This is a genomic window from Georgenia halophila (assembly GCF_039541595.1).
On sequence record NZ_BAABGN010000005.1, the window covers coordinates 39,011 to 62,512 of the forward strand.

The following is a 23,502-nucleotide window of genomic DNA, read 5'->3' on the forward strand; positions in this document are numbered from 1 at the left end:
CGCTGTAAAGGTTGGCCACCTAAATGAAATCTCGGAACGAGTCGAGGGTAATCGACCCTCTGATTGCGGTGGCACTTTCCGGTCGCTGTTGTATTTTCCGGGCGACCCATGCAGCAAGCACCCTGGCGAGGTCCGCCCAGTATGCATCTGCCGGCAAGTCGATCGCCTCGAACGGCGTCAGGCTTCGAATCTGGGCTTCGGCCGCGAGGAGCTGCTTGACGTGGTTCCAGGGGTCACCTATTGGCATCGGAGGCATCGGGTTGGCCGTGCTCTGCCAACCCTCGCCGAGGTAGGTCGTCACATCGTCATGGTCCCGATCATAGAGATGCAGACTGCCCACTGTGTGAATGTAGCGGCCGATGTCGACATCAAGTGAACGTGCCACAAGTTCTTGGAGCATTGTGAACGCGAAAACATCGTGAGGCAGTCCGAGGTATGCGTCGTTGGACCGCATGTTCACAACGAGGTGAAGTTCGCCGTCGCGCAGGAGAAATTGCAGCGTGCACGTGCACGGAACGTCCTTATATCGCTCGGGTCCGAGGTCCGTATGGTCGAATATCTGCACGACCGCGCGTCGGGAGGCTGGATTGGCCTTCAGTGAGTCGATGACAACGTGTAACTGTGCTTCGCCAGCGGTACCGAAAAGGCGAGGACCGTACCCGCCGTGGATCGTGCCGTCCGCCTCCATGTCGTCGGCATACTGCTGCAGATAGAAGACGATCGGCGCAGCCGCATTAGTCCCGCTGAGGTACCAGCACAATTCTGCGATCGTCGATACCTCGCGTCGCCGGGTCTCCGTCCGGCTCAGCCGCGCCCGAGGATTTGTCAGTTCGAGGCTAGCACCGACGACCTCCCGCGCGGGACCTCGGGTTGGAGAGATCGACCGGCCGTCGCAGTGGATCGCCTGGTACGTCGAACGCAGTAGATCGTCGAGCGTGTCTTCGACAAGAGATAGAACCATGCGGACCCCGTGGCGTGAGTTGATAGACGTCACCTATTCTCCGGTGCATCCATCTACTCCGCAGCCAAATGGGGTACCGATCGGCTTCCGCCCTATGGCATCCGGGCATGTCCCACCGGCTTCTAGCGACGGATACTTGCACTGCGATTGGCGATCGTGCGCCTGCGCAGCTGTCGGGGCAAGAAGATCTGGATCTCTGGCCGGACAGATGCGGAACCAAGTCGTGACCGTCACTGGACGCGCAATAGCTCGCAAGCAGGCGACTTCCGCATAGTTGCTGGTCACTTACGGGACTGATGTCTCGGGACGTCGAAGACGACCGGCCGATGCTCGGTCATGTCGAAACCGAATCTGGTCACAACGGCCGTAGTCGTGCACAAGCGACCGGTCAACGAGGTCACCGCGGACTGCGGCGTCTCCCGCTCATGCCTTACGAGCTACTGGGCCGATATCGTCTCGAGGGCGAGGCCGACTTCGATGCGGCACCGCCGTCCGCGCACCACACCCATCGCCACGTCGCTAGGAGAACGTCGAACGCGTCCTGGGCTGCGGCGGACCCGACCGCCCGGGCTCACGACGCTAGCGCCGAACTATCGCCTGGCACCTCAGCCGCGATCATGACCTGCGGCGCTCACGCGCGACGATCAACCGGATGCCTACTCGCACACCGGCCTACGACACATCGGCGGGTCCCGACGCCCGCGCACGAACCCGAACGCCACCGCCGAAGCGGTCCGCGCGCAGATCCTGGCACTACGCAACGGGCTCTCCGCTGCGGGCCTGGACGGCGCCGAGTCCATCCACGGCCGTCTCACCCGCCCCCGCCCGCGAGCGGAACGATGACCCGACACACACAGCCACCGAAACAAGGAAGTGACGAGACACCGAGTGAACGATGTCCCGACCCTTTCACATCGGTGGAGCTAGCGGGATTCGAACCCGCGACCTTCTCGTTGCGAACGAGACGCGCTACCAACTGCGCCATAGCCCCGCATGCTCGCTGAGAGCAGGGATCAGGCTAGCACCGCCGACGCCTCGGACGTGAAGTCGGGATGACGCCGGGAGCAGCTACGCGACGCATCTCACACACCGTCAGCGGTCTCCTGCCTGACCGTCGCCAGCTCACGCCTCGCCGTCGGCGGCCTCACGCTGGGCACGCGACCGCTCGTCGTTCGGGGAACGCCAGCCCCGCTCGAAGGGCAGCCGCCAGGTGTAGGGAGCGATGAGCTGGTGGATCTGGTTCGGTCCCCACGAGCCCTGGCGATAGGGCCGGATGACCGGCGGGTTCTCCAGCAGCGGTGTCGAGATCTCCCACAGCCGCTCGATGCCCCGGGCGGAGGTGAAGAGGGTCTTGTCGCCGCGGGCGGCGTCGTAGATGAGGCGCTCGTACGCCTCGAGGACCGAGCCGACCCAGCCGGTGTCCTGCATGGCGAACTGCATCGACAGCTTGTCCAGCTTCATGCCCGGCCCCGGACGCTTGCCGTAGAAGGACAGCGACATCCGGGGCGTGTCCGACAGGTCGAACGTCAGGTGGTCGGGCCCGTGGTCGCCGATGCCGGAGCCTCGAGGGAACATCGAACGTGGCGGCTCCTTGAAGGCGATCGAGATGATCCGCGCGCTCTCGGCCATGCGTTTGCCGGTCCGCAGGTAGAACGGGATGCCCGCCCAGCGCCAGTTGTCGATGTAGCACTTGAGGGCGATGAAGGTCTCCGTCTCGGACTCGGGGGCGACACCGTCGAGGTCGCGGTAGCCGTCGTACTGGCCGAGGACCGCGTCGGCCGGGTCGATGGGCTCGATGGACCGGAAGACCTTGCTCTTCTCCTCCTGGATGCCCTGAGGGGTCAGCGAGGTGGGCGGTTCCATGGCGGTGATGGCGAGCACCTGGAACAGGTGGGTGACCACCATGTCACGGTAGGCACCCGTGGCCTCGTAGAACTCCGCGCGCTGGGCCAGCCCGATCTCCTCTGGCACGTCGATCTGGACGTGGTCGATGTGGCTGCGGTGCCAGATCGGCTCGAACAGTCCGTTGGCGAACCGGAACGCGAGGATGTTCTGGGCGGCCTCCTTACCGAGGAAGTGGTCGATCCGGTAGATCTGCTCCTCGGTGAAGACTTCGTGCAGCCGGTTGTTGAGCTGCTTCGCGCTCTCGAGGTCCGTGCCGAAGGGCTTCTCCATGACGATCCGGCTGCCCTCGACGAGGCCGGACTCCTCGAGGGTGTGCACGACGGCCTGTGCCGCCTTCGGCGGGACGCTGAGGTAGTGCAGCCGTGTGACGTCGCCCTCCCAGCCGGCCTCGGCCTTCTCCACGGCGGCGCGCAGCCCGGCCGCGCCCTCCGCACCAGGCGCCCAGTGGAGACGTTCGGAGAACTCGGGCCAGGCCTCGGACGCGCCGTCGGAGCCGCCGAAGTCGTCGATCGCCTCGCGGGCGAACTCGACGAAGGACTCGTCGGTGTGCTCGTCGAGCGAGGTGCCGATCACCTGGACCTCGCGCAGCAGCCCCGTCTGGAAGAGGTGGAGCAGCCCGGGGATCAGCTTGCGGCGCGACAGGTCACCCGTCGCGCCGAACAGCACCACCGTCGTGGGACTGGCAGAGACATCGTCCACGAGTGCCCTCCTGACGTTTCCGGCACCGGGACGCCGGGCGGCGCCCCGAGCGGGCGGCTGCGCGCCGCCCACCCAGACAGTCTTGCGGCAGGTGCGACCTGACGACCAGTCGGCGCGTCAGGCTCCGGCCGCCCGCCGGCGCGCCAGCACGGCATCGAGGTCGAGCGGCGGCGGCGGGGGTTCCGCGGCGGGTGGCGGGCCGTCCGCCGTCGCCGACGCGGCACTCGGCCGCTGCGGGACGGCCGCCGACGGCGCCTCCTCCACGGTGTACGGCGCCACCTGTCGCCTCGGTGCGTGGGGCTTGAGCGTGTACGACGGCACCGGGACGGGCACCGGGGTCCAAGCCCGCGGCCGTGTGCTCCCCGGCGTTCCGCCGTCGTCCCCGCCGGGCGACGGCGGTCCCTCCGGCAGCCTCGGCTCCTCTGCCGCCGCGGGCTGTGCCTCGTCGTGCTCGGCGTCCTCGGCCCCCTCCTGCGGCTCGCCATCCGGCTCGGTGGCGTCCGGCCCGACGTCGATCTTGATGTCGGCCTTCTCAGACGAGTCGGCCGTCGACCCCGCGGACGCCTCGGCCGGCGACTCGGCTGACGACGCGGCGGACTGCTCAGCCGGCACCTGCGTCGCATACCGACGCCGCTGCACTCGAGGCGGTCCCGCGGGGGCAGGAACCTTGGCGACCGGTCCCGTACGGGCCGCTCGCCCGCGACCCGAGACCGCCTCGAGGCGTGCCGCCGCCCGCGCCATCTCGGCCCGGTCGCGCTGGTCGTTGACGCGGGCCTGCACGGCGGCACGCCGGCCGAGCACCAGCACGGTGACTAGCAGCGCCGAGGGTGCCGCGGCGGCGGCCCAGTGCAGGCCGGCGAGCTCGACGGCAGTCCAGGCCGCGGCCGTGATCAGGAGGAGGGCGGTCGTGAGGACGAGGCGCCGACGGGTGGCTGCCGCCCGGCGCGAGAGCCGAGCTGCCCGTGCGGCGCGCGCGGCGGCCAGCGCACGGGCGTCGTCGTCGACGCGCTCGCCGCGGGCTCGAGGCGGTGTCATGGTGGCCTCCGGTCGTCGGGCTGTAGTGGCGTGCAGGTACGGTCGTGCGCCGTCGGTATGGCCCCAGGAATGCACTGCCTGACCGGCCGCGCCGGTGGACAGGATCCGCAGGTCACCGGAGAAGCGATCGTCCACACGTGAGTCGAGCAGCACCTGCCGGGACCGCACCAGGTGCGGGAGCAGGTAACCGAGGAGGATCAAGGTCAGTGCAACGACCACGTACCCCTGAAGCTCCACGCTCCAACGCTAGGCGCGGACGCACGCTCCCTCGATGAGCGATCGCGGTGTGTCTTACACGCTTGTCATTCAGCGCCTCGCCGGCCGAGCTTTCTTGCCTCGCCTAGGCGACGGACCAGGCCGCCGGGGACCTCCTCCGCGGTCAGGGCGAAGGAGCGGTGGTCGCGCCAGTCCCCGTCGATGTGCAGGAACCGCCGCCGCAGGCCCTCCTCACGGAAACCGAGCTTCTCCACGACCCGCAGCGAGGGGCCGTTCTCGGGCCGGATGTTGATCTCGATCCGGTGCAACCCGACCTCGAACCACGCGTAGTCGGACGCCATCGCCACGGCGAGCGGCGTGATGCCTCGACCGGCCATGTGCTCGCTGATCCAGTAGCCGATCGTGCCGGACCAGAACGCGCCGCGGGTGATCGAGGAGACCGTGAGCGAGCCGACGAGGTCGCCGTGCGCCTCGATCACCCACGGCAGCGAGGTGCCCGCACGGGCACTCGCCTCCCAGCTGCGCCGGTACGCCCGGAACGCGGGCGCCGGCGCCCGGTTCGGTGACGTCGCCTCCCATCGACCCAGCCACCGCGCGTTGGCCCGTCGCACCGATTCCCACGCCGCCCGGTCCCTGCGGCGCAGCGGGCGCAGGGTCACGCCCTCCTCGACGAGGGTGACGGGCCAGCGGGTCGGCGACGTCATGCCGGTCCTACTCGTCCAGCAGCAGGCAGTGGAGCTGATGGCCCTGGCCGACGTCGGTGACGTCCTCGGGCACCACGGCGAGCGCGTTGGACCGCGCGAGCGCCGAGAGCAGCAGCTTGCCCGGTGCACCGACCGGATCGGCGCGGTAGCCCTCCCCCGGGCTTCCCGCGAGGTGCACGCGGACGAACTCGCGTCGCCCGGGTGGGCTGGTCCAGCCCCGGGAGACGGCGGCCTTGACCGTGTCGCGGTAGAGGTTGTTGTAGCCGGCCATGGACAGCAGCGCGGGCCGGACGAACGCCTCGTACGCCACCTGGGCGGCCACCGGATCCCCCGGGAGGGAGAAGATCGGCGTGCCGTCGCCGATGTGCCCGACGCCGAGCTGGCGTCCCGGCCAGATGGCGACGGCGTCGAAGCGAACCGTGCCCAGCGGCGCGAGGACCTCCTTGACCGTGTCGTTCGCGCCGTAGCTCAAGCCACCGGTGGTCACGATGAGGTCGGCTCGCACCAGCTGGTCCTCGAGGGTCTCGCTGAGCTCGCGGCGTCCGTCCGGCACGGCCGCGACACGGAACGTCGCCCCGCCCGCGTCCTGGACCGCCGTCGCCAGGGCGTGCCCGTTCGCGTCGTAGACCTGCCCCGGCGACGCCGGCCGGCCGGGCTCTACGAGCTCGTCGCCGACCGAGACGATGACGACGCGCGGGCGTGGGTGGACACCGACGCGACCACGCCCGGCGGCGGCGAGCAGGGCCACCTGTCGGGCCCCGACCCGCTCCCCCGCCGGCAGCACGATCTCGCCGGCGCGCAGGTCCTCGGCCTGGCGGCGGACGTTCTCGCCCGACCCGACGGCGGCACGCACGGCGACCTCCGCGTGGCCGAAGTCGGTCTGCTCGATCGGCACGACGGCGTCCGCGGCACCCGGCAGCGGCGCACCGGAGGCGATCCGCACCGCCGTTCCGGCGACCAGGCGGATCGGGTCCACCGTCCCCGCCTTCAGCTCGTCGAGCACCCGTAGCTTCACCGGCTCCCGCTCCGTGGCGACGGCGACCTCCGCCGCCCGGACCGCGTAGCCGTCCGTCGCGGCGAGGTCGGCGACCGGCAGGTCGGAGGTCGCCACGACGTCCTCGGCGAGCACGCATCCGACGGCATCCGGCAGCAGCACGTCCAGCGGCGGGACCGGCCCCACCGCGGACAGGCAGGCGGCAAGGTGCTCCTGGACGCTCCTCACGGCCCGGCCGGGGGTCGCGGCGCACCGCCGTCGGGCGTGGAGCTCAGCTCGACGTGACGGCCCCCCTGCAGCACGGCGTGCCCCAGGCCCTTCGCCGAGCCCTGACGCACATGGTGCAGACGGGCGAGCGATGACGAGCGGCGCACCGCGGCGAGACCGGCCGCGTCGCCCTGCTTCTCGGGGCCGGCCTCCGCGATCTCCTCGACGACGTACTCGATGGTCGGCTTGTCGAGGAGGGGCAGCATCTCCTTCGGGATGGCCTTCGTCGCCGGGGCGAAGCGTGTGCCTTGGCCGGCCGCCGGAACGACGGCCTTTCGGGCACGGGATCTGGTTGCGTTCGCAGGCATGTCTCCGAGGTTAGCCGCCCGGCGGTGGCCAGTCGGCCCGGGAGCCTGAGAGACTGGGCAGCATGCACCGCGAGCAGGTGACCTTGCCGATGACGGATGGTCTCGAGACCGAAGATGCGAAGCAGGTGCTCCGGCCGATTCTTCGGGCGGTCCGGGAGCAGCGCTCCCGTCGAGAGCGGGAGCGTGCAGGCGAGTCGCTCGCCGAGAACGCGCTCGTGGCCATCGACGGCGCCGACTGCGTGGCTGCCTACGTCGCTCGGCCCACCGAGCCGAGCACCTACCCGCTGCTCGAGGTCCTTCGTCAGCGGGGCACGCGCGTGCTGCTGCCGGTGCTCGGCCCGGGCCTGAACCGCGAGTGGGCTTTGTACCAGGGGCCCGACGACCTGGAGGTCCGGGCACCGGGCCGCCCGCCGGAGCCGTCCGGCCCGGTGCTGCCGAGCGAGTCCGTGGCCGAGGCTGATGTCGTCATCGCTCCCGCCCTGGCCGTCGATGCCATCGGGACGCGGCTGGGCCAGGGCGGCGGCTGGTACGACCGCGTGCTGCGCCTGGTGCCGGAGGGTCGCCCGGTGTTCGGCATGATCTTCGACGAGGAGCTCATCAGCGACATGTTGCTGCCCGTCGACCAGCACGACTCTCCCGTGCCGGCCGTGATCACCCCGGAACGGTGGTTCCTCATCGAGGGCAGCACCTTCCAGCAGGAGGCGGCCCGGCGGCGCGCCACCGCCTGACCGACGGCTCCCACCGACCGGTGTTCGCCTCGAGCCAGGACGGTGACCTCAGCGCGGAAGGAACCGCCTCGATGACCTCTGCAGCTTCGCTCTTCACCCCACCCGCTACCGGCCGCACACCCGACCCGTCGTTGGCGCACCGCCGCGCGACCGCCACGGTGACCCTGCTGGGAGGCAGCGGGGAGCCGCTGCGGGACCGCGACGTCGTCGTCCGGCAGCAGCAGCACGCGTTCGGTTTCGGGTGCATCGGCTTCGGCCTCGTCGACCACGCGAACGGCGCCTCGACGGACCCCGCGTTCGACGAGGTGTTCGCCGACCGGTGGCTCGAGCTGTTCAACGCGACGACGCTGCCCTTCTATTGGGGCCGGTTCGAGGCCGAGCGCGGCAGGCCGGACACCGAGCGCCTCCTCACCGCGGCCAAGTGGTTCGCCGAGCGCGGCATCACCGTCAAGGGGCACCCGCTGGTCTGGCACACGGTGTGCGCGCCTTGGCTGCTCGAGATGGACAACGCCGAGATCGAGCGGGCGCAGCGCGAACGCATCCGGCGTGACGTCGGCGAGTTCGCCGGCGTCATCGACACCTGGGACGCGATCAACGAGGCCGTGATCATGCCCGTCTTCACGGCCGAGGACAACGGCGTCACGCGGATCGCTCACGAGATGGGCCGCATCGCGACGGTGCGCATGGCGTTCGAGGAGGCGCGTGCGGCGAACCCGGGCGCGACACTGCTGCTCAACGACTTCGACATGTCGACGGCGTACGAGTGCCTCATCGAGGGCGTTCTCGAGGCCGGCGTCCGGATCGACCGGCTGGGCCTGCAGTCCCACATGCACAAGGGCTACTGGGGCGAGGAACGGACGCTGGAGGTCCTGGACCGGTTCGCCCGGTACAACATCCCGATCCACTTCACGGAGACCACGTTGCTCAGCGGCGACCTGATGCCCGCGCACATCGGGGACCTCAACGACTGGCAGGTGGACGAGTGGCCCAGCACCGACGAGGGCGAGGCGCGCCAGGCCGACGAGGTGGAACGGCACTACCGGACGCTGCTGTCGCACCCGTCGGTGGAGTCGGTGAACTACTGGGGGTTCTCGGACCGCGGCATGTGGTTGAACGCTCCGGGCGGTCTGCTGCGCGCCGACGGCTCACCCAAGCCCGCGTACGACCGGCTGCACGGCCTCGTGAAGGGCGAGTGGTGGCTCGAGCCGACGACGCTACGCACCGACGCCGACGGGCGCGTCGCCTTCGAGGGCTTCCTCGGTGACTACGAGCTCGCCCCGGCCGGTCTCCCGGCCACGTCGGTGCGGCTCACGGTGCCGGGCGCGGCCCATCTCGAGGTCCAGCTCTAGCGGCGCGCGGCGCCGACGGTTCCGGAGCGGCCACCGCCGCGACGGGCGCCCGGCCGCCACCGACCAATGGGCGACTTCCCGAAGGCATCACCTGCCAGAGTCCAGCCAAAGAGCCGGCACCGCCCGACGCCGGAGCTCGCCACGCCCGCCAACCGGCCAGCCAACGCCGGGAGAGGCGCCTACTCCCCCGCCTCGAGCGTGAGCTCCACCGCAGCGGACTCCTCGACCGCCTCCCTGGAGAACGGCCACGGGAACGTCTCCCCCGTCGCCCAGGCGTCGATCTGGTCCGTGTAGTGGGTCGAGCCCGGGTGGCCGGAGGTCCCCGTGCTCGTCACCCACGTCGACGCGTCGAGGTCGGCCATGTCGACCACCATCCGCATCGACGGACCGGTGGTCACGGTGAAGTCCGGACGTCCCAGCTCGTCGACGGCGGAGGTGCTGAACGAGGTGGCGTTGACGACCGAGGTGCCGCCGGGCACCTCGACCGGCGTGGGGTTGAACATCCACTGCACCGGAGCCGGCAGCGTGTCGCCGCCGAGAACCGGGTGGGTGGGGGCGTACTGGTGCAGCTTTCCCCACTCCCAGGACGCCGGGTCCTTCCCCATCGTGTTCGTCAGCTCCTGGCGGGCCGTCACCAGTGCCTGGCGCAGGATCTCGTCGCGCCCCTCGACCACGTTCACCGTCGTGCGGTCGTCCCACCACGGGTTCTGCTGGTCCTCCAGCAGCCGCTCGACGACGAGCAGCCAGCGCGCGCCGCCGTCGGCGGACTGGCCGGTGGGCAGGTCGTCGGCGAAGGTCAGCTCGAGCAGGTTCGTCCACACGGCGTTGAAGTAGACGGCTCCGGCGGACGAGGTGTGGGTGGGGAACCCCTCCGCGGACCACACCCGCAGCAGGTCGACGGCCTCGTTCACGAAGCCGTTCTCCACGGGGACCGACACCAGGGCCGGGATGATGGCCGGCCCGAACGGGCTGCGGTTGTCGAGCATGATCTCGTTGGCGCGGTCGACGTCGATCTCCTCGCCCTGCTCGATGTCGTACTCGATCAGCTCGCGGATGCGTTGAGAGCGGTATCCGGCGTTCCAGTCGCTGGTCAGGAACGGGCGCCCGCCACTCGGGGTGACGGCCTGGTTCGCGGCGACGATGAACCCCTCGGCCGGGTTGAGCCGGGCCGGCATCTGCTCGGCCGGGACCCAACCCTGCCAGTCATAGCTCGAGTCCCAGCCGGGCCGCGGCCACGACCCGTCGGACGGCACCGGCGAGTCGGGTACGGAGTTGCGCACCGGGATGCGTCCCGGGGCCTGGTAGCCGATGTCGCCGTCGACGGTGGCGAAGACGATGTTCTGGGAGGGCGCCTCGAACAGCTCGGCGGCGGTCGCGACGTCGTCGGCGTTCTCGGCGCGGTTGAGGGCGAAGACCGCCTCACCGGTGCGTCCCGGAGTCAGCGCCGTCCATTGCAGGGAGACCGAGTAGCTCGAGAAGCCGGCGGGCGGAGACCCGTCCGGCACGGGGACGCTGGCGGCGACGGAGGTCTGGGGCAGGACGTCCGAGACGATCGGCCCGTTCTCGGTGCTGCGCACCTGGATCGACACGGGATCCGCGCCGTCGACCTCGATGGTCTCCTGGCGGATGTCCAGGGGGACGCGGGCGCCGTCGCGCAGATAGGTGCCGTCGTCGTACGTCCGCTCGAGGGCGAAGTCGGTCACGTCGGCGCCGAGGTTCGTGAAGCCCCAGGAGAGCTGGTCGTTGTGGCCGATCACGATGCCCGGCATCCCCGAGAAGGAGAAGCCCGCGACGTCGAACGTGCAGTCCTCCGTCCGCTCGGTGCAGTGCAGGCCCACTTGGTACCAGAGGCCTGGTGCCTCCAGCGCCAGGTGCGGGTCGTTTGCCAGCAGCGGGCTGCCACTGGCCGTGTGCTCTCCCGCGACGACGAAAGAGTTCGAGCCGACCGCCTCCCCCTCGCCCATCATCGTGGGCACCGCGGACAACGCCGCCTCGGCCGCGGCGAGAGCGTCCGCCGCCGGGGCGCCGCCCAGCGCCTCGACGATCTCTGCCTCCTCCGCGGCTGCCGGATCCGGCGGCTCACCGGCCACGGGACTGCTGTCGCCCTGACCGTTCTCCTGCTCCGGGAGGATCGGTGCGTGCTCGTCGTAGGGGTAGCTGGGATAGAGCTCCTCGGCCCGGCCGACCTCACCGAGCGTGCGCAGCGCGGAGGCCCGGCCCAGCTCGGCCGCGTAGTTGCCGCGCAGATCCCACGCCATCGCCTTGAGCCAGGCGAGCGAGTCGACGGGCTCCCAGGGCTCCACCGGACGCAGCTCGGTGGTCGTCCCGAGCACGGTGTACTCGAGCCCGAGCTCGGACGCCTCGCGAGAACCGATGTAGGAGTTGACGCCTTCGGCGTAGGCCTCGTAGAGCGAGCGCGCCTCGTCGCTCAGCAGCTCCCACTCCTGCTCGGCGACGCGGCGCCAGCCCAGGGTGCGCACGACCAGGTCGGCGTTCAGCGCGGCCTCGTTCTCGCCGACGAGCTCCGAGAGCCGTCCGGCAGTCACGTGGCGCCGATAGTCCATCTCGAAGAAGCGGTCCTGTGCGTGCACGTAGCCCTGGGCGCGCATGAGGTCCTCGTCGGTGTCGGCGTAGATCTGCGGGACCCCGCGCTCGTCCCGGTAGATCTCGACGGCGGCGCCGAGCGCCTCGACGGTCTGCGTCCCGCCGTGATCGGGCAGCGGCCGGCGGACCACGGCGACGCCGACCGCGAGACCGGCGACGACGAGCGCCACGACGAGGGCCGGGATGATGATGAGCGCCTTGCGCAGCGCCGAGGATCCGTGCACGTCTCCGAGCGTAACGGCGCGTGTCGCGGGTCACGGTGCCAGCTCGCGGCACGTCGCAGTAGGATTGGCACTCGATGTGGCGGAGTGCCAGCCTCCGCCTTCTCTCGACGGAGGTCCCTGTGCCCACCTATGCCTATCGCTGCACCGCCTGCGGCACCGAGCTCGAGGCCAAGCAGTCGTTCAGCGACGCCTCGCTCACCGTCTGCCCCGAGTGCGGTGGCGCGCTACGCAAGCTCTTCGGCTCAGTCGGCGTGATGTTCAAGGGGTCCGGCTTCTACCGGAACGACTCGCGGGCGAGCTCCGGCTCCTCCAAGTCCGGCTCCACGGAGGGCGCCAAGGGCAGCAAGTCCTCGGACTCGGGCGGCTCCGACTCCGGCTCGTCGGGCGGCTCCTCGTCCGACTCGTCCGGCGGCTCCTCGTCCTCGGGCAGCTCGTCCAGCAGCTCGACGTCCAGCTCCAGCTCGGCGGCCAAGTCCTCCTCCTGAGGTAGCCGCGCCCGCGGCGTCCGGTCCTGAGCGCCGCGCCGTCCACATGACCGCCGTGCCGCCACGGGGTCAACAGGCCCGGCGACGGCGCACCTTCCCGCCCGGCGGTGCCACCTAAGGTCGCGGCATGCTGGTCCGCTCGCACGCTCCGCCGTCGTCCTCGCCGGCCGCGGCCGTACGGCGGTCCCTCTGGCGGTACCGGCACATGGTCGCCGCGCTGTGCGTCGCCGCCGCGGCGGCCGTCGCCCTGGACACCCTGCGCCCGCCGGACCCACCGGTCGAGCCGGTCGTCGTGATGGCGGACGACGTCCCGGCCGGGACCGTGCTGAGCGAGGCCGACGTCGAGGTACGAGAGGCCCCGGCCGGCACCTACCCGGACAGCGTCCTGCGTGAGGCCGGCTCCGCCGTCGGGCGGCCGCTCGCCGTGGGCCTGACCGCCGGGACCGCGTTGCTCCCCACCATGGTGACCGGACCGGGACTGGCCGGGTCCGCACCGGCGGGGACCGTCGTCGTCCCGGTCCCGGTGGCCGACGACGCGACGGCGCGCCTGGCCCGGCCGGGTCAGCGCATCGACCTGGTTGCCGTGGCGGCCGAAGCCTCGTCCGCGGATGGGCCGGCCGCCGTCGTGGCGCGTGGCGTCGTCGTGCTGGCGGTCTGGTCACCAACGGGTGGCGGCGGCATCCTGGGCGACACGACGACCGGCGCGCGCTATCTGTACGTGGCCGCGCGTGAGGAGGACGCTACGGTGCTGGTTGGTGCGGGCGCCTGGGCACCCCTCCGCGCCGTGCTACCGAGCCAGTGATGACCGGAACAACCGCACGCGCAGACAGGAACCGTCATGGTCACCGGATTCAAGGAGTTCGTCTCCCGCGGCAACGCCGTCGACCTCGCCGTCGGCCTGGTCATCGGTGTGGCCTTCGGGCAGATCGTCACCGCCCTCGTCGACAACGTCATCAACCCGCTCGTCGCCGGGCTCTTCGGCGAGCCCAACTTCGACCGGCTGTGGGTGATCACGGTCGGCGGCGCCGGCGAGCCCGCCCAGATGCTGCCCCTGTCGGTCCTGACGGCCCTCACCAACTTCCTGCTCGTCGCGCTGGCGGTCTACCTGTTCGTGGTCGTGCCGATGAACAAATTGGCCGAGCGGCGCAAGTCCGGCGAGGCGGAAGCCCCGGCGGCTCCCGCCGAGGACGTCCTCGTCCTCACCGAGATCCGGGACCTCCTCGCCGCACAGTCCGGCCGGGGGACGCCGAGCCAGTCCTGAGCTGCGGCCCTCCAACAGGCTGCGACCCGCTACGCCTCGGCGTCGAACCGCTCGCGTGCACGTTCGACCTTGGCCATGTTGGCGCCGGTCCAGCCCAGCAGCGCGTCGATGAGGTCCTGGAGCGTCGTGCCGAGCGGCGTGATGCGGTACTCGACCGCGACGGGCCGGGTGCTCGTGACGAGGCGCTCGACCATCCCGTTGCGCTCCAGGCGCCGCAGCGTGGTTGTGAGCGACTTCTGCGTCACGGCGGGGATCGCCCGGCGCAGCTCGTTGAAGCGCAGGGGCTGCTCGCACAGCTCTTCGAGGACCTGGAGCGACCACTTGTCGAGGACCTCGTCGAGGAGCTCGCGGTGCGGCGCGGTGATCTGGGAGCGGTCGGCCTGGGCGTCGGTGGTTTCCAGCATGCCACCTAGTCTCGTTGAAGTTCCCTGCATGCACCAGGTAGACATCGGATACCGACCACCACGACGAAGGGAACCCCATGGCAGTGCAGCTGCTCACCCCGGAAGGCATGTTCCAGCCCGTCCCCTACCACCACGTCTCGATCGGCACGGGAACCCGCCAGGTGCATGTGGCGGGCCAGATCGCGCGGGACGCCGAGGGGAACGCGGTGGCGACAGGTGACCTGACCGGCCAGGTCGCGCACGCCCTGCGCAACACGGCGCGCGGCCTCGCCGGTGCCGGAGCCAGCTTTTCCGACCTCGTGCGCCTGAGGTTCTTCGTCACGCACTGGAGCCCCGACAAGGCGGACGACTTCATGGCGGGCGTCGAGGGGGTCGCTGAGGAGCTCGGGATGCCGCTGCCGTGGCCGCCCGTCTCGCTCATCGGCGTCGACTACCTGTTCGAGCCCGACGTGCTCGTCGAGGTCGAGGCGTTCGCCGTCCTCGACTGAGGAGATGCCGAGCGAGGGGCGCGGGCATCGGCTCAGGGTTGACCGCTCAGTGCTTGCCCCAGTGGGGCGGCACGTCGCGGCGGAGCTGGTCGTCGTTGCCGCCCGACGGTCGCTCCTTGTCCTCCTCGCGGCTCTGCGTCGCGTCCGGGTCGTGCAGCGCCTCGACCGGGTCGGTGATCTCGCCCTCCGCGAGGCGCTTGCGGTCCGCGTCGGACAGCCGCACCACGCGGCGGTGGCGTCGCGGCATCAGCCGCGCCGGCGCACGACGTGCCCGAGGACGGCGTCGACCTGGGCGCCGCGGCGGGTGAGCGCCAGCTCGCCGCGCAGCTCCTCCACCAGCTCGACCTCGTCGCGGCCGGCGCCGTCGGACTCGATCCAGCTGACGAGGTCGTCGAGCTGATCGTCGCTGTAGGCGGCCAGCGGCAGTCCGGGGACCACGTGCGGTCGGGGGCCGCGCGGACGCAGCTTCGGCTCGTTGGCCGCCGGCTCCTCGTCCGTGCCCGGCGCCTCGTTCTGGTCGGCGGCGGGGGGCGGCGCCTCGGCGGAGCTCGCGGCCTGGTCCGTGGAGCCGGCCTCGGCCGGTGAGCCGCCCGCGTCGGGGGCAACCGGCTCGGCCGGTGACGCTGCGGCGTCGGCCGAGTCGGCCGAGGTGTAGGTGTGCGGCAGGGCCGTCATCTCGGCGGCGGAGGGACGCGCGGACGCCATGGCGGTCTGACGTTCGGCGACGACCTCGAGGACCTCGGCCAGGATCGCCTGGGCCTCGGCCTGCGGGTCCATGAAGACCGCCGCCGAGAACGCCATGTGCACCCGCCAGCCGCGGTCGGCGAGCCGCTGGACCCAGTGACGGTCGCGGCGCCGCAGCGACTGCTCGGCGACGTACTCGGCGTCGTCGGTCAGCACGGCGACGAGGAGCTCGCCCGGCAGGTCCGGGTGGCCGATCGCGAGCGGGATGCGCACGCCGCCTTCGACGCCGTAGCGCGGCACGACCGTCAGCCCGACCCGCCACAACCGCTCGGCGAGATCCACGAGCAGCTGGTCCGGGCTCTCCTCGGGCGCGGAGTCGGCCCCCTGGGCGGGCAGGTCGCCCGTGGCCGACTGCTCGATCAGATCGGCGAGCAGCTGCGGACCGGGCTGGCGCAGACGCGACCGGTCGAGGTCGCCGGGACCGATGCAGGAGACCAGCACCAGGCGGTGGCGGACCGCGTCGAGCGCGTCGACGAGGCAGGCCAGCCCGTCCGGCTCGGAGATGACGCCGAAGCGGTGCAGCACGCGCCCGTGCGGGGTCTTGCCGAATCCGACCGAGAGGACCACGACGTCGCGTCGCAGCCCGCCGGCGGAGTCGATCTCGGCGACGGTGAAGGGCTCCTCACGGTCGGTCCGGAAGAAGTCCGCGACGGCGGGGCTGCCGGCGACGGCGGTGCCGACCGCCTCGCGCACCCGTTCGGCGTGCCGGGCGTTGAGGGCGACGACGGCCAGCGACTGCTCCGGCGACGTCAGGGCGTGCTCGATGACCAGGTCGACGACGTGGTCCACCTCGGGCTGGACGGACTCGACGGCGTCCCGTCCGGGCGCGGGCATGCCGTACCCCTCGACGAGGTCGAGCCGCATCCGGGACGCCGAGGGCGGTGCCGGCACCGACCGGATGACGCCGTCGTAGCCGTGGCCGGCGAGGAAGGCGGCAATCCCCTCGTCCCGCTCCGCGCGGCCGGTGGGGAGCGTGACGGCGGGCAGCAGCGGCGCGAGTGTGCCGATCAGCCCCTCGCCGCGCCGTCGCGAGTCGCCGATCAGGACGACCTGCCGCGCGCGGGCCAGCAGGGAGACGGCCTGCTCGACGGGCAGGTGCTGGACGCCGTCAAGGAGGAGCAGGTCGATGGTGGGGCCCTCGGGCACCACCTGCGGCACGAGCATCGGGGCGATGAGCCAGACCGGCCGCGCGGCCATGGCGGGACCGGGATGCGCGGCGAGAAGCTCGCGCAGGTTCGCGCCGGTCGGATCGCCGAGCGCGCGGTAGAGCCGTGTGGAGTCCTCGCGGCGCGCCCGCACCGCCGCGCGGACGGCGTCGGCGGCGGCGCGGCGGACCGGGCCGGCGAGCGATTCGACCTGGGCCTCGTCGAGCTCGCGGAAGCGGCCGGCCAGCCGCTGCAGCGCCGGCCCGTCCTGACCGGCCAGCCCCGGCGCGGTGCGCAGGATCTGCTCGAGGACGGAGGACCACCACGCGAGCTCGAGCTCGGCGCCGACGAGTGCGGTCGGGACCCGGCGGGTCGCCAGGTCCTCGAGGAGCGCGCCGAGCCCCTTCGAGCGCAGGTCGCCGAGCACCTGGGTGCGTTCGGGCAGCAGCCGCAGCGTGGGCGCGTCCTGCCCCAGCTCCTTCATCCGCTCCTGCAGGGTCGGCAGGGCCAACCCGGTCAGGTCGTCGAGACCGGCCCCGGCACCGATGATCGGCTGCAACGCCTCGACGTCGGCGCGTACCTCCGCCTCGGTGGCCTTGATCTCGGCGAGGCCGTCGGGCAGGCGCGGCCAGCCGCCTGCCGGGTTGTGACGGCGCCAGATCTCGCGCTGCTCCTGGACACGCAGGAGCTCGGCGTGCAGGTCGTCGACGGGCCGGCCCGGGCGCAGGAGGTCCTTGGCCTGCTTGCGCATCCGGCGGCGCACGCCGCCCTTCATGGCGACGCCGTTGTCCCGGCGCCACCTCCTCGACGCGGTGGCGACCACCATGTCGGCCGCCGAGCGCTCGAAGATCTGCGGCATGAAGACGTCGAGCGCCTCGGCCACGCCGTCCAGCATCCGCAGCTGCTCGCTCCACTCGTCGAGCGTGGTGGCCCGCTCCAGGCCGGTCTGCGACGTCACCCGGGACACCTGCTCGAGCAGCGCGGGCAGGCTCAGCTCACCGAGCCGCTGGGTGCGCTCGAGCGCGTTCGAGGCCGAGGCCGCGTCGGTCAGCCGGGCGCCGTACCAGGGCGTGTCGTGCGGCCGCATGGTGAAGGCACCGAGTGCGGACGCGCGCGTCAGGAGCTCGCCGAGCTCGTCGGGGCCGGTCACGGCCATCGCTTCGAGGGTGGCGGCGTCGAGACGGACACGCGTGCGCGGCCCGGGACGGGCGGAGGTCAGGCGGGCGAGCTCCTGGAGGGCGTCGTAGGCGGAGACGTTCCAGGGCTGGTGCTTCTCGTGCAGGCCGCCGATGTACCCGGCGAGCTCGTCGCGCACGGCGGTCAGCTCGCTGCGGACGGTCTGCACGGAGTCGTCGTCGACCTCGACCGGTGCCGGGTCGAGACCCGCACGGAGGCGCTGGGGCGCGGACCGGCGCCACTGGTCGTCCGTGGACAGGTCGAGGACCAGCTCGTCCAGGCCGGCCTCGCTCAGCCGGTTCCGCAGCGCCCTGCCGGAGCGGCGCGAGCCCGGCACGTACATCGCGGTGCGCCCGGAGGCCGCGGCGTCCGCGACGACGGCCGCCACGGTGCCGAGCACGTCGGCTCCCGGCGGCGCGTCGAAGAAGACGTGCCGGCCGGTGGTGACGGCGTCGACGGCGTGGGCCTGGTCGACGTCGAGGTCACCGACCCCGCGCTCTTCCTCCGGCAGGCGGTCGGTCGGCACGTGCGGCGGCAGCGGGACATCGAGCGCGGCGCGGGCGTCCTCCTCGCCCGCGAGCGCGGCGACGACGTCGGAGCCGGGCAGGTACGGCCGCATGGCGTCGAGGTCGTCGACGAGGACCTGGCCGGGATGGACGAACGGGCCGACGACGAGCCGCTCGGTCATCTCGAACCCGGCGAGGTGCTGGCTGCCGAGCTCGGCGAGCCGCGTCAGCGCACCGCGCGGGGAGAACCCGTGCTCGGTGTAGGCGGAGCGGGCGATGGCGGCGACGTCGGTGGTCACGCCGGCGCTGCGCAGCGCCCGGAGGAGCACGGGGTTGACCTCGATCGTGGCTTCGAGGTCGAGCGCGAAGTCCGAGTCCGCGCCCGGGTGCGGGGTCAGGCGGACGGGCCGCAGGAGCACCGGGGCGTGGATGGTGCGCACCGGTGTGCGGGGCGCCTGGCCGGCGGGCGCGAGCTGCGGCGCCGGTGCTGGTGAGGGTGCTGATGGAGGCGGCGGTGGAACCTCGGCGGTGGTCGCCTCGTCGGCCGGCTCGGCGGGGCTGCCGGCACTTCCGGCCGACGCGGCTGAGGTCGCGTCGGCAGTTGGACCGGCCGACGCGGCGGACGTGGCGGCGTTGTCGGCGTGGGCGTTCCCCGGGTTCGTCGAGGGCTCGAGAAACACCTCGCCGGTCTCGGTCAGGTCCGGCTCGTCCGGGTCGGGCAGCTCGGTCCAGGTCGCGACGCCGATGGCCAGGTACGTCGGAGCGAGGCCGTAGCGCTGCGCGAGCTCGTCGGCGCGGGCGCGCACGGTCCGGGCGTTGCGGCGTGCGTCGTGCTGGGCGCCGCCCTCGCGCACGAGATTGCTCAGTCGGGTGGTCCGTCCCGCGTACAGCTGGGCGATGCCCGAGGGGTGGGCCGCCGTCAGGTCGATCACGGCGTCACCGAGGAGCGTGAGGTCCGCGAGCGTGCTGGCGCCGCCGAGCTCGACCAGCCTCTCCCGCCAGGCGGTGGCCGCCTGGTCGACGACCTCGGTGCGCTCCTGCGGCACCGGGCGGGGTCGCGGGCGTCGAGGCAGCGCTGTGCCGGACGGTGTCGCCGGCGCGTCCGGCGTGCTGGTGGAGCTCGAGCCGTTGGGGCTGGGGCTGGCGGAGCTGCGGGCGCGGGAGGGGCCGGCGGACACCGAGGCGGCGTGGCGACGGGCCGTCCCACTACGGCGGAAGAACGCGGGCGTCATTCCTCCACGGTAGGCAGCGACGAGGCGTCAACGGTGGTGCCGCGCCGTTCGACGCGCGGAAGAGGTGAACCTTCGACGGTCGCGGCTGCTGATCGACGCCGACCGGAGGTCGCTGGAGTGGCATGTCGCCCGGTTGGAGGATGGAGCGCGACGCGCAGGGGGGCAGGCGTCGCGCTCCATCTCGCACAAGCATGACCCCTCCGGCCGCGTTCGCGCAAGCACGACTCACGGCCGGAGGGGTGCGGCCTGCACCCGACCGGCTATGAACGGCGGCCCCGGGCCCCCACGCTCCTTGCGGAACGTCCCTCCGGAAGCCCGGGACACCTGAAAGGTAGCCGCCGGCAGGACAAGCATGCCCACAAAAGAGGGTCTGTGGAGTGGCCACAAGCGGCCATGGCAGGTTCCTGCCAATTCGCCCGTCGCGCGCCCCGTGAGGACGAGCCGCCCGCACGCCGGCCGGAGGCGCTGACCGTGGTCCGTCAGCCGGCGTAGAGCGTCAGCAGCCGGGCAACCTCGTCGCCGATCGCGGCGTTGCCGGGCCGGAACCACCGCCGGGTGTCGACGACGTCGGGATCCGCGTCGAGCGCCTCCCGTGCCCGGGTGGTGAAGAGGCGGTTGAGGTGGGTGGAGACATTGATCTTGGTCATGCCGGCCTCGATCGCCCGGCGCATCTCGTCGTCGGCGACGCCGGACGAGCCGTGCAGGACGAGGGGGACGTCGACGGCGCGGCCGATGGCCCGGATCAGGTCGGTGTCCAGTCGGGCGCCGCGGTGGGTCATCGCGTGGGAGGAGCCGACGGCGACGGCGAGGAGGTCGACCCCCGTGAGCGCCATGAAGTCGGCGGCCTCGTCGGGATCGGTGCGGGCGGAGGGGTCGTGGGGGCCGGTCTTGCCGCCCACCTCGCCGATCTCGGCCTCGACCGAGACGCCGTGCGCGTGTGCGTGCGCCACGACCTCCGCCGTGGTGGCGACGTTGTCGGCGAAGGCGCGGCGTGCGCCGTCGTACATCACGGAGGTGAAGCCGAGCGCGACGGCCTCGCGCACCAGGTCGGTGTCCTCGGCGTGGTCGAGGTGCACCACGACCGGGACCTGCGCGGCGTGGGCCACCTCCAGGACGCCCGCCCCGATCGGCGCCAGGGGTCCGTGGTATCGCACGGCGTTCTGGCTCACCTGGAGGACGACGGGCTGTCGCACACGCTCGGCCGCGGCGACGAACGTCTCGGCGTGCTCGAGGTGGACGACGTTGAACGCGCCCAGGCCGCGTCCGGCGGCCCGCGCCCGGGCGGCCACGCTGGTGAGGTCAGTGAGCACGAATCTCCTCCGTCCGGACGGTGGCCGTCATGCGGCCGTAGGCATCGAGGTCGACGGCGCCGGCCGTCGGGGCGAGCACGGCCGCCCCGGAGAGCGCGACGACATCGGGCAGGCTGCGGGCGAGCACCACGTCGAGGGGCGCTCCGGCGTCGGCGCCCGAGAGGGCACGGGCGATCGCTGCGACCGCCGCGTCACCCGCGCCGGTCGGGTTGCCCTGGAGCACCTCCGCGGGACGGCAGCGACAGGCACGCCGTCCGCCCGGGCCGCGGACGACGAGGAGAGCCCCGGCGGACCCTTGGGAGACCAGGACCGCTGCCGCGCCGGCGTCGATCAGCTCGGCGGCCCCGGCCAGGACGTCGTCCGCGCCGGTCGCGCGGAGGAGCTCGTCCTCGTTGGGCTTGAGGACGTGCGCGCCGGCGGCGGCCGCGGCGAGGAGTCCGGGACCGGAGGTGTCGACGACCACGAGGGCTTCCCGGGCGGCCGCGGCCCGGACCAGGGACGGCAGTGCGCCGTCGGGGCTGCCGGGAGGCAACGAGCCCGAGACGGTGAGGACGTCGCCGGCGCCCAGCAGCTCGCTCGCTCGACCGGTCAGCCGCTCCCAGGCACCGGCGTCGAGCGTGGGACCGGGCTCGTTCAGGAGCGTCGCTCCCGCGGCGTCGACGACGTTGACGGTCCGGCGGGTCTCGGCGTCGATCGGGATCCAGGCCTGGGCGATGCCGGCGGCGTCCAGGCGGTCTGCGACCGCGCGGCCCGTGGCGCCGCCGAGGAAGCCGGCGCAGGTGACCGTCTCGCCGAGCTGCGTCAGGACGCGCGCGACGTTGACCCCCTTGCCGCCGGGTGCCTCCGCGACCGACTGCACGCGGTGCACCGCGCCCACCTCGAGGGCCGGCACCGTGTACGTGAGGTCCAGCGCCGGGTTCGGCGTCACGGCGAGGATCACGACGACGCACCTCCGGTCGGCTCGGCGGTGTCCGTGAGCGCGAGGGCGGCCGCGCCGAGGCAGCCGGACCACCGGCCGAGCGCCGCCACGTCCAGCCTGGGGCGCGCCTGTGCGGGGAGGCGTTCGTCCAGGGCGGCTCGCAACGGGCGCAGGATGTCCTCCCCCGCTTCGGCGAGCCCGCCACCGAGGACGATGGTGACCGGTCCGAGGAGACCGACGCCGGCGGCGAGGGCGTCGGCGAGCGCGGCCGTCGCGGTCTCGACGACCCACCGGGCGGAGGTGTCGCCCTCCCGCACCCGGTCGATGACGTGCCGGGCGCCCCCGGTGGTGTCGGGCTCGCCGACCAGGGCGGCGTACCGGCGTGCGATCGCGGCGGCCGAGCAGACCTGCTCGAGGGGGAGCCGGGCCGCGGTTCTGCCCGCTGAGTCTGCGCCGGCATCCCGGCCCGCGTCCGGGTCGACCACCAGGACCTGACCGATCTCGCCCGCCCAACCGGTCCCCCGGACCCGCCCGCGCAGCACCAGAGCGGACGCGACACCGGTGCCGACGGGCACGAGCAGCATGTCGCTCATCCCCACGCCCCAGCGGGACTCCGCCAGGGCGGCGCCGCGGACGTCGTGCCCGAACGCGATCGGACGGCCCAAGGCCTCGGCCGCCAGGTCGCGCAGCGGGACGTCGCGCCACCCGAGGTTGGCCGAGTACATGACCCGGCCCGTCCCCTCGTCCGTGAGGCCGGCGGTGACCAGGCCGACGAGGTCCCCTTCCACGCCGCAGTCCTCGACGAGCTCGCGGACGCGGTGGAGCAGCTCGGTGACGTCGGTCGGCGTGGGGAACTGACGTGTCTCGGTCAGCCGGCCGTCGGGCGCCACCCTGCCGGCCTTGATGGTCGTCCCGCCGATGTCGACGCCGACCGCGTGCGGTGCCACGTCATTCTCCGGCGGACAGGATCACCGAGCGGCTCAGGTGCCGAGGGGTGTCGGGGTCGAGCCCCTTGGCGGCCGCGCGGGCCACAGCCACCCGGTGCAGCAGCACGAGCTGGACCAGCGGGTCGTGCTCGCTGGCACGAAAGGTTGCTCCGGTCTGGGTGACCTCGTCGGCCAGACCCTCCGGCGGCTCGCCGAACATCCACACGATCCGGCCCGGCTGGGCGATCGAGATCGGACCGTGCCGGTACTCCATCGCCGGGTACGACTCCGTCCACGACTGCGAGGACTCCCGGAACTTCAGGGCGGCCTCGTGGGCGAGGCCGTTCGTCCAGCCGGCTCCGAGGAAGGTGAGCTGGTCGGCTTCGGTCCATGCGGCGTCGACCTCGTACCGGAGGGCCGCCTCGGCCTGGCCGACGAGGTGGGTCACGTCCTCCCCGAGGCTGGCACGCAGCACGAGCAGGGCCGTGGTCGCGAACCGGGTCTGCACCACCGAGGACTCGTCCGCGCGGTCGAGCACGACCTGGTGGTCGGCCTGGGCACCGGCGGGGCTGCCGCCGACGGCGGTGAGCAGGACCGTGGGGGTCGCGGTGGCGCCCAGCAGCTGCACGATCTCCGTGGTCGTGCCGGAGCGGGAGATCGCGACGACGCGGTCGTAGGACCTGCCGGCAGGGAACTCGGAAGCCGTGAACGCGTCGGTCTCCCCCTGACCCCGAGCCTCGCGCAGCGCCGCGTACGACTGCGCCATGAACCACGAGGTGCCGCACCCGACGACGGCCACCCGCTCGCCGTCGGCCGGCATGCCCTCGAGCGAGGGCAGGATGGACAGCGCCCACTGCCAGGTCTTCGGCTGGGACTCAACCTCAGCGATCGTTGCATTGTCGGGCACGTGGC

The 23,502-nt window shown here is 72.4% G+C and carries 19 protein-coding genes, 1 tRNA gene and 2 pseudogenes; 6 read left to right on the forward strand and 16 right to left on the reverse strand.

Annotated features, from left to right (window positions below; all coding sequences use genetic code 11):
• Positions 1–19 precede the first annotated feature (19 nt).
• The 7 genes and pseudogenes from ABD907_RS07045 to ABD907_RS07075 all read right to left on the reverse strand — a co-directional run.
• A complete protein-coding gene (locus ABD907_RS07045; RefSeq protein WP_345215537.1) occupies positions 20–994 on the reverse strand; it encodes a thymidylate synthase in 975 nt (324 codons plus the stop codon).
• Between the two features lie 885 nt (positions 995–1,879).
• Positions 1,880–1,952 (reverse strand) — tRNA-Ala (locus ABD907_RS07050).
• A gap of 131 nt (positions 1,953–2,083) precedes the next feature.
• A complete protein-coding gene (gene zwf / locus ABD907_RS07055) occupies positions 2,084–3,565 on the reverse strand; it encodes a glucose-6-phosphate dehydrogenase (protein WP_345215538.1) in 1,482 nt (493 codons plus the stop codon).
• A gap of 117 nt (positions 3,566–3,682) precedes the next feature.
• The gene (locus tag ABD907_RS07060; RefSeq protein ID WP_345215539.1) at positions 3,683–4,837 is read right to left on the reverse strand and encodes a hypothetical protein; all 1,155 of its coding nucleotides are present in this window, start codon (positions 4,835–4,837) and stop codon (positions 3,683–3,685) included.
• 65 nt (positions 4,838–4,902) lie between these two features.
• Positions 4,903–5,520, reverse strand: a complete 618-nt coding sequence (locus ABD907_RS07065; RefSeq protein WP_345215540.1) for a GNAT family N-acetyltransferase — start codon at positions 5,518–5,520, stop codon at positions 4,903–4,905.
• A gap of 7 nt (positions 5,521–5,527) precedes the next feature.
• Positions 5,528–6,742, reverse strand: coding sequence for a molybdopterin molybdotransferase MoeA (locus ABD907_RS07070; RefSeq protein ID WP_345215541.1), 1,215 nt, complete (start codon positions 6,740–6,742; stop codon positions 5,528–5,530).
• A 50-nt stretch (positions 6,743–6,792) separates the two neighbouring features.
• A pseudogene (locus ABD907_RS07075) lies at positions 6,793–7,089 on the reverse strand (sugar phosphate nucleotidyltransferase); the annotation flags it as partial.
• Positions 7,090–7,151: 62 nt separating this feature from the next.
• On the opposite strand from ABD907_RS07075, the gene ABD907_RS07080 reads away from it, so the two are divergent.
• Together ABD907_RS07080 and ABD907_RS07085 are read left to right on the forward strand one after the other, a co-directional pair.
• The gene (locus ABD907_RS07080; RefSeq protein ID WP_345215543.1) at positions 7,152–7,817 is read left to right on the forward strand and encodes a 5-formyltetrahydrofolate cyclo-ligase; all 666 of its coding nucleotides are present in this window, start codon (positions 7,152–7,154) and stop codon (positions 7,815–7,817) included.
• 71 nt (positions 7,818–7,888) lie between these two features.
• Positions 7,889–9,166 carry an endo-1,4-beta-xylanase gene (locus ABD907_RS07085; protein WP_345215544.1) on the forward strand — a complete coding sequence of 426 codons (1,278 nt, stop codon included), beginning with the start codon at positions 7,889–7,891 and terminating at the stop codon, positions 9,164–9,166.
• Positions 9,167–9,345: 179 nt separating this feature from the next.
• On the opposite strand, the gene ABD907_RS07090 is transcribed toward ABD907_RS07085, so the two are convergent.
• The gene (locus tag ABD907_RS07090) at positions 9,346–11,994 is read right to left on the reverse strand and encodes a penicillin acylase family protein (RefSeq protein WP_345215545.1); all 2,649 of its coding nucleotides are present in this window, start codon (positions 11,992–11,994) and stop codon (positions 9,346–9,348) included.
• Between the two features lie 74 nt (positions 11,995–12,068).
• On the opposite strand from ABD907_RS07090, the pseudogene ABD907_RS07095 reads away from it, so the two are divergent.
• A pseudogene (locus ABD907_RS07095) lies at positions 12,069–12,254 on the forward strand (FmdB family zinc ribbon protein); the annotation flags it as partial.
• A 14-nt stretch (positions 12,255–12,268) separates the two neighbouring features.
• Here the strand turns inward: ABD907_RS07095 and ABD907_RS07100 are convergent.
• The gene (locus tag ABD907_RS07100; RefSeq protein ID WP_345215571.1) at positions 12,269–12,466 is read right to left on the reverse strand and encodes a hypothetical protein; all 198 of its coding nucleotides are present in this window, start codon (positions 12,464–12,466) and stop codon (positions 12,269–12,271) included.
• A gap of 140 nt (positions 12,467–12,606) precedes the next feature.
• On the opposite strand from ABD907_RS07100, the gene ABD907_RS07105 reads away from it, so the two are divergent.
• Both ABD907_RS07105 and mscL read left to right on the forward strand, forming a co-directional pair.
• Positions 12,607–13,281 carry an SAF domain-containing protein gene (locus ABD907_RS07105; protein WP_345215546.1) on the forward strand — a complete coding sequence of 225 codons (675 nt, stop codon included), beginning with the start codon at positions 12,607–12,609 and terminating at the stop codon, positions 13,279–13,281.
• 36 nt (positions 13,282–13,317) lie between these two features.
• Positions 13,318–13,740, forward strand: a complete 423-nt coding sequence (gene mscL / locus ABD907_RS07110; RefSeq protein ID WP_345215547.1) for a large conductance mechanosensitive channel protein MscL — start codon at positions 13,318–13,320, stop codon at positions 13,738–13,740.
• Between the two features lie 29 nt (positions 13,741–13,769).
• On the opposite strand, the gene ABD907_RS07115 is transcribed toward mscL, so the two are convergent.
• The gene (locus ABD907_RS07115) at positions 13,770–14,144 is read right to left on the reverse strand and encodes a winged helix-turn-helix transcriptional regulator (protein WP_345215548.1); all 375 of its coding nucleotides are present in this window, start codon (positions 14,142–14,144) and stop codon (positions 13,770–13,772) included.
• A 77-nt stretch (positions 14,145–14,221) separates the two neighbouring features.
• Here ABD907_RS07115 and ABD907_RS07120 point away from each other — a divergent pair, with 77 nt between their 5' ends.
• Complete coding sequence (locus tag ABD907_RS07120) at positions 14,222–14,632, forward strand: RidA family protein (RefSeq protein WP_345215549.1); 411 nt, start codon at positions 14,222–14,224, stop codon at positions 14,630–14,632.
• Positions 14,633–14,678: 46 nt separating this feature from the next.
• Here ABD907_RS07120 and ABD907_RS07125 read toward each other — a convergent pair whose 3' ends face one another.
• The 6 genes from ABD907_RS07125 to ABD907_RS07150 all read right to left on the reverse strand — a co-directional run bounded on the left by ABD907_RS07125 (position 14,679) and on the right by ABD907_RS07150 (position 23,497).
• A complete protein-coding gene (locus ABD907_RS07125) occupies positions 14,679–14,879 on the reverse strand; it encodes a hypothetical protein (RefSeq protein WP_345215550.1) in 201 nt (66 codons plus the stop codon).
• The gene (locus tag ABD907_RS07130) at positions 14,879–19,435 is read right to left on the reverse strand and encodes a hypothetical protein (protein WP_345215551.1); all 4,557 of its coding nucleotides are present in this window, start codon (positions 19,433–19,435) and stop codon (positions 14,879–14,881) included. Before ABD907_RS07130 ends, ABD907_RS07125 begins: the two co-directional genes overlap by 1 nt.
• A gap of 479 nt (positions 19,436–19,914) precedes the next feature.
• On the reverse strand, positions 19,915–20,745 hold the full coding sequence (locus ABD907_RS07135) for a class II fructose-bisphosphate aldolase (protein ID WP_345215552.1): 831 nt from the start codon (positions 20,743–20,745) through the stop codon (positions 19,915–19,917).
• On the reverse strand, positions 20,735–21,685 hold the full coding sequence (locus tag ABD907_RS07140) for a 1-phosphofructokinase family hexose kinase (protein ID WP_345215553.1): 951 nt from the start codon (positions 21,683–21,685) through the stop codon (positions 20,735–20,737). The genes ABD907_RS07135 and ABD907_RS07140 overlap by 11 nt, the downstream gene beginning before the upstream one ends.
• Positions 21,682–22,611 carry an ROK family protein gene (locus tag ABD907_RS07145; RefSeq protein ID WP_345215554.1) on the reverse strand — a complete coding sequence of 310 codons (930 nt, stop codon included), beginning with the start codon at positions 22,609–22,611 and terminating at the stop codon, positions 21,682–21,684. The genes ABD907_RS07140 and ABD907_RS07145 overlap by 4 nt, the downstream gene beginning before the upstream one ends.
• Position 22,612: 1 nt before the next feature.
• The gene (locus ABD907_RS07150) at positions 22,613–23,497 is read right to left on the reverse strand and encodes an SIS domain-containing protein (RefSeq protein WP_345215555.1); all 885 of its coding nucleotides are present in this window, start codon (positions 23,495–23,497) and stop codon (positions 22,613–22,615) included.
• Positions 23,498–23,502: the final 5 nt, after the last annotated feature.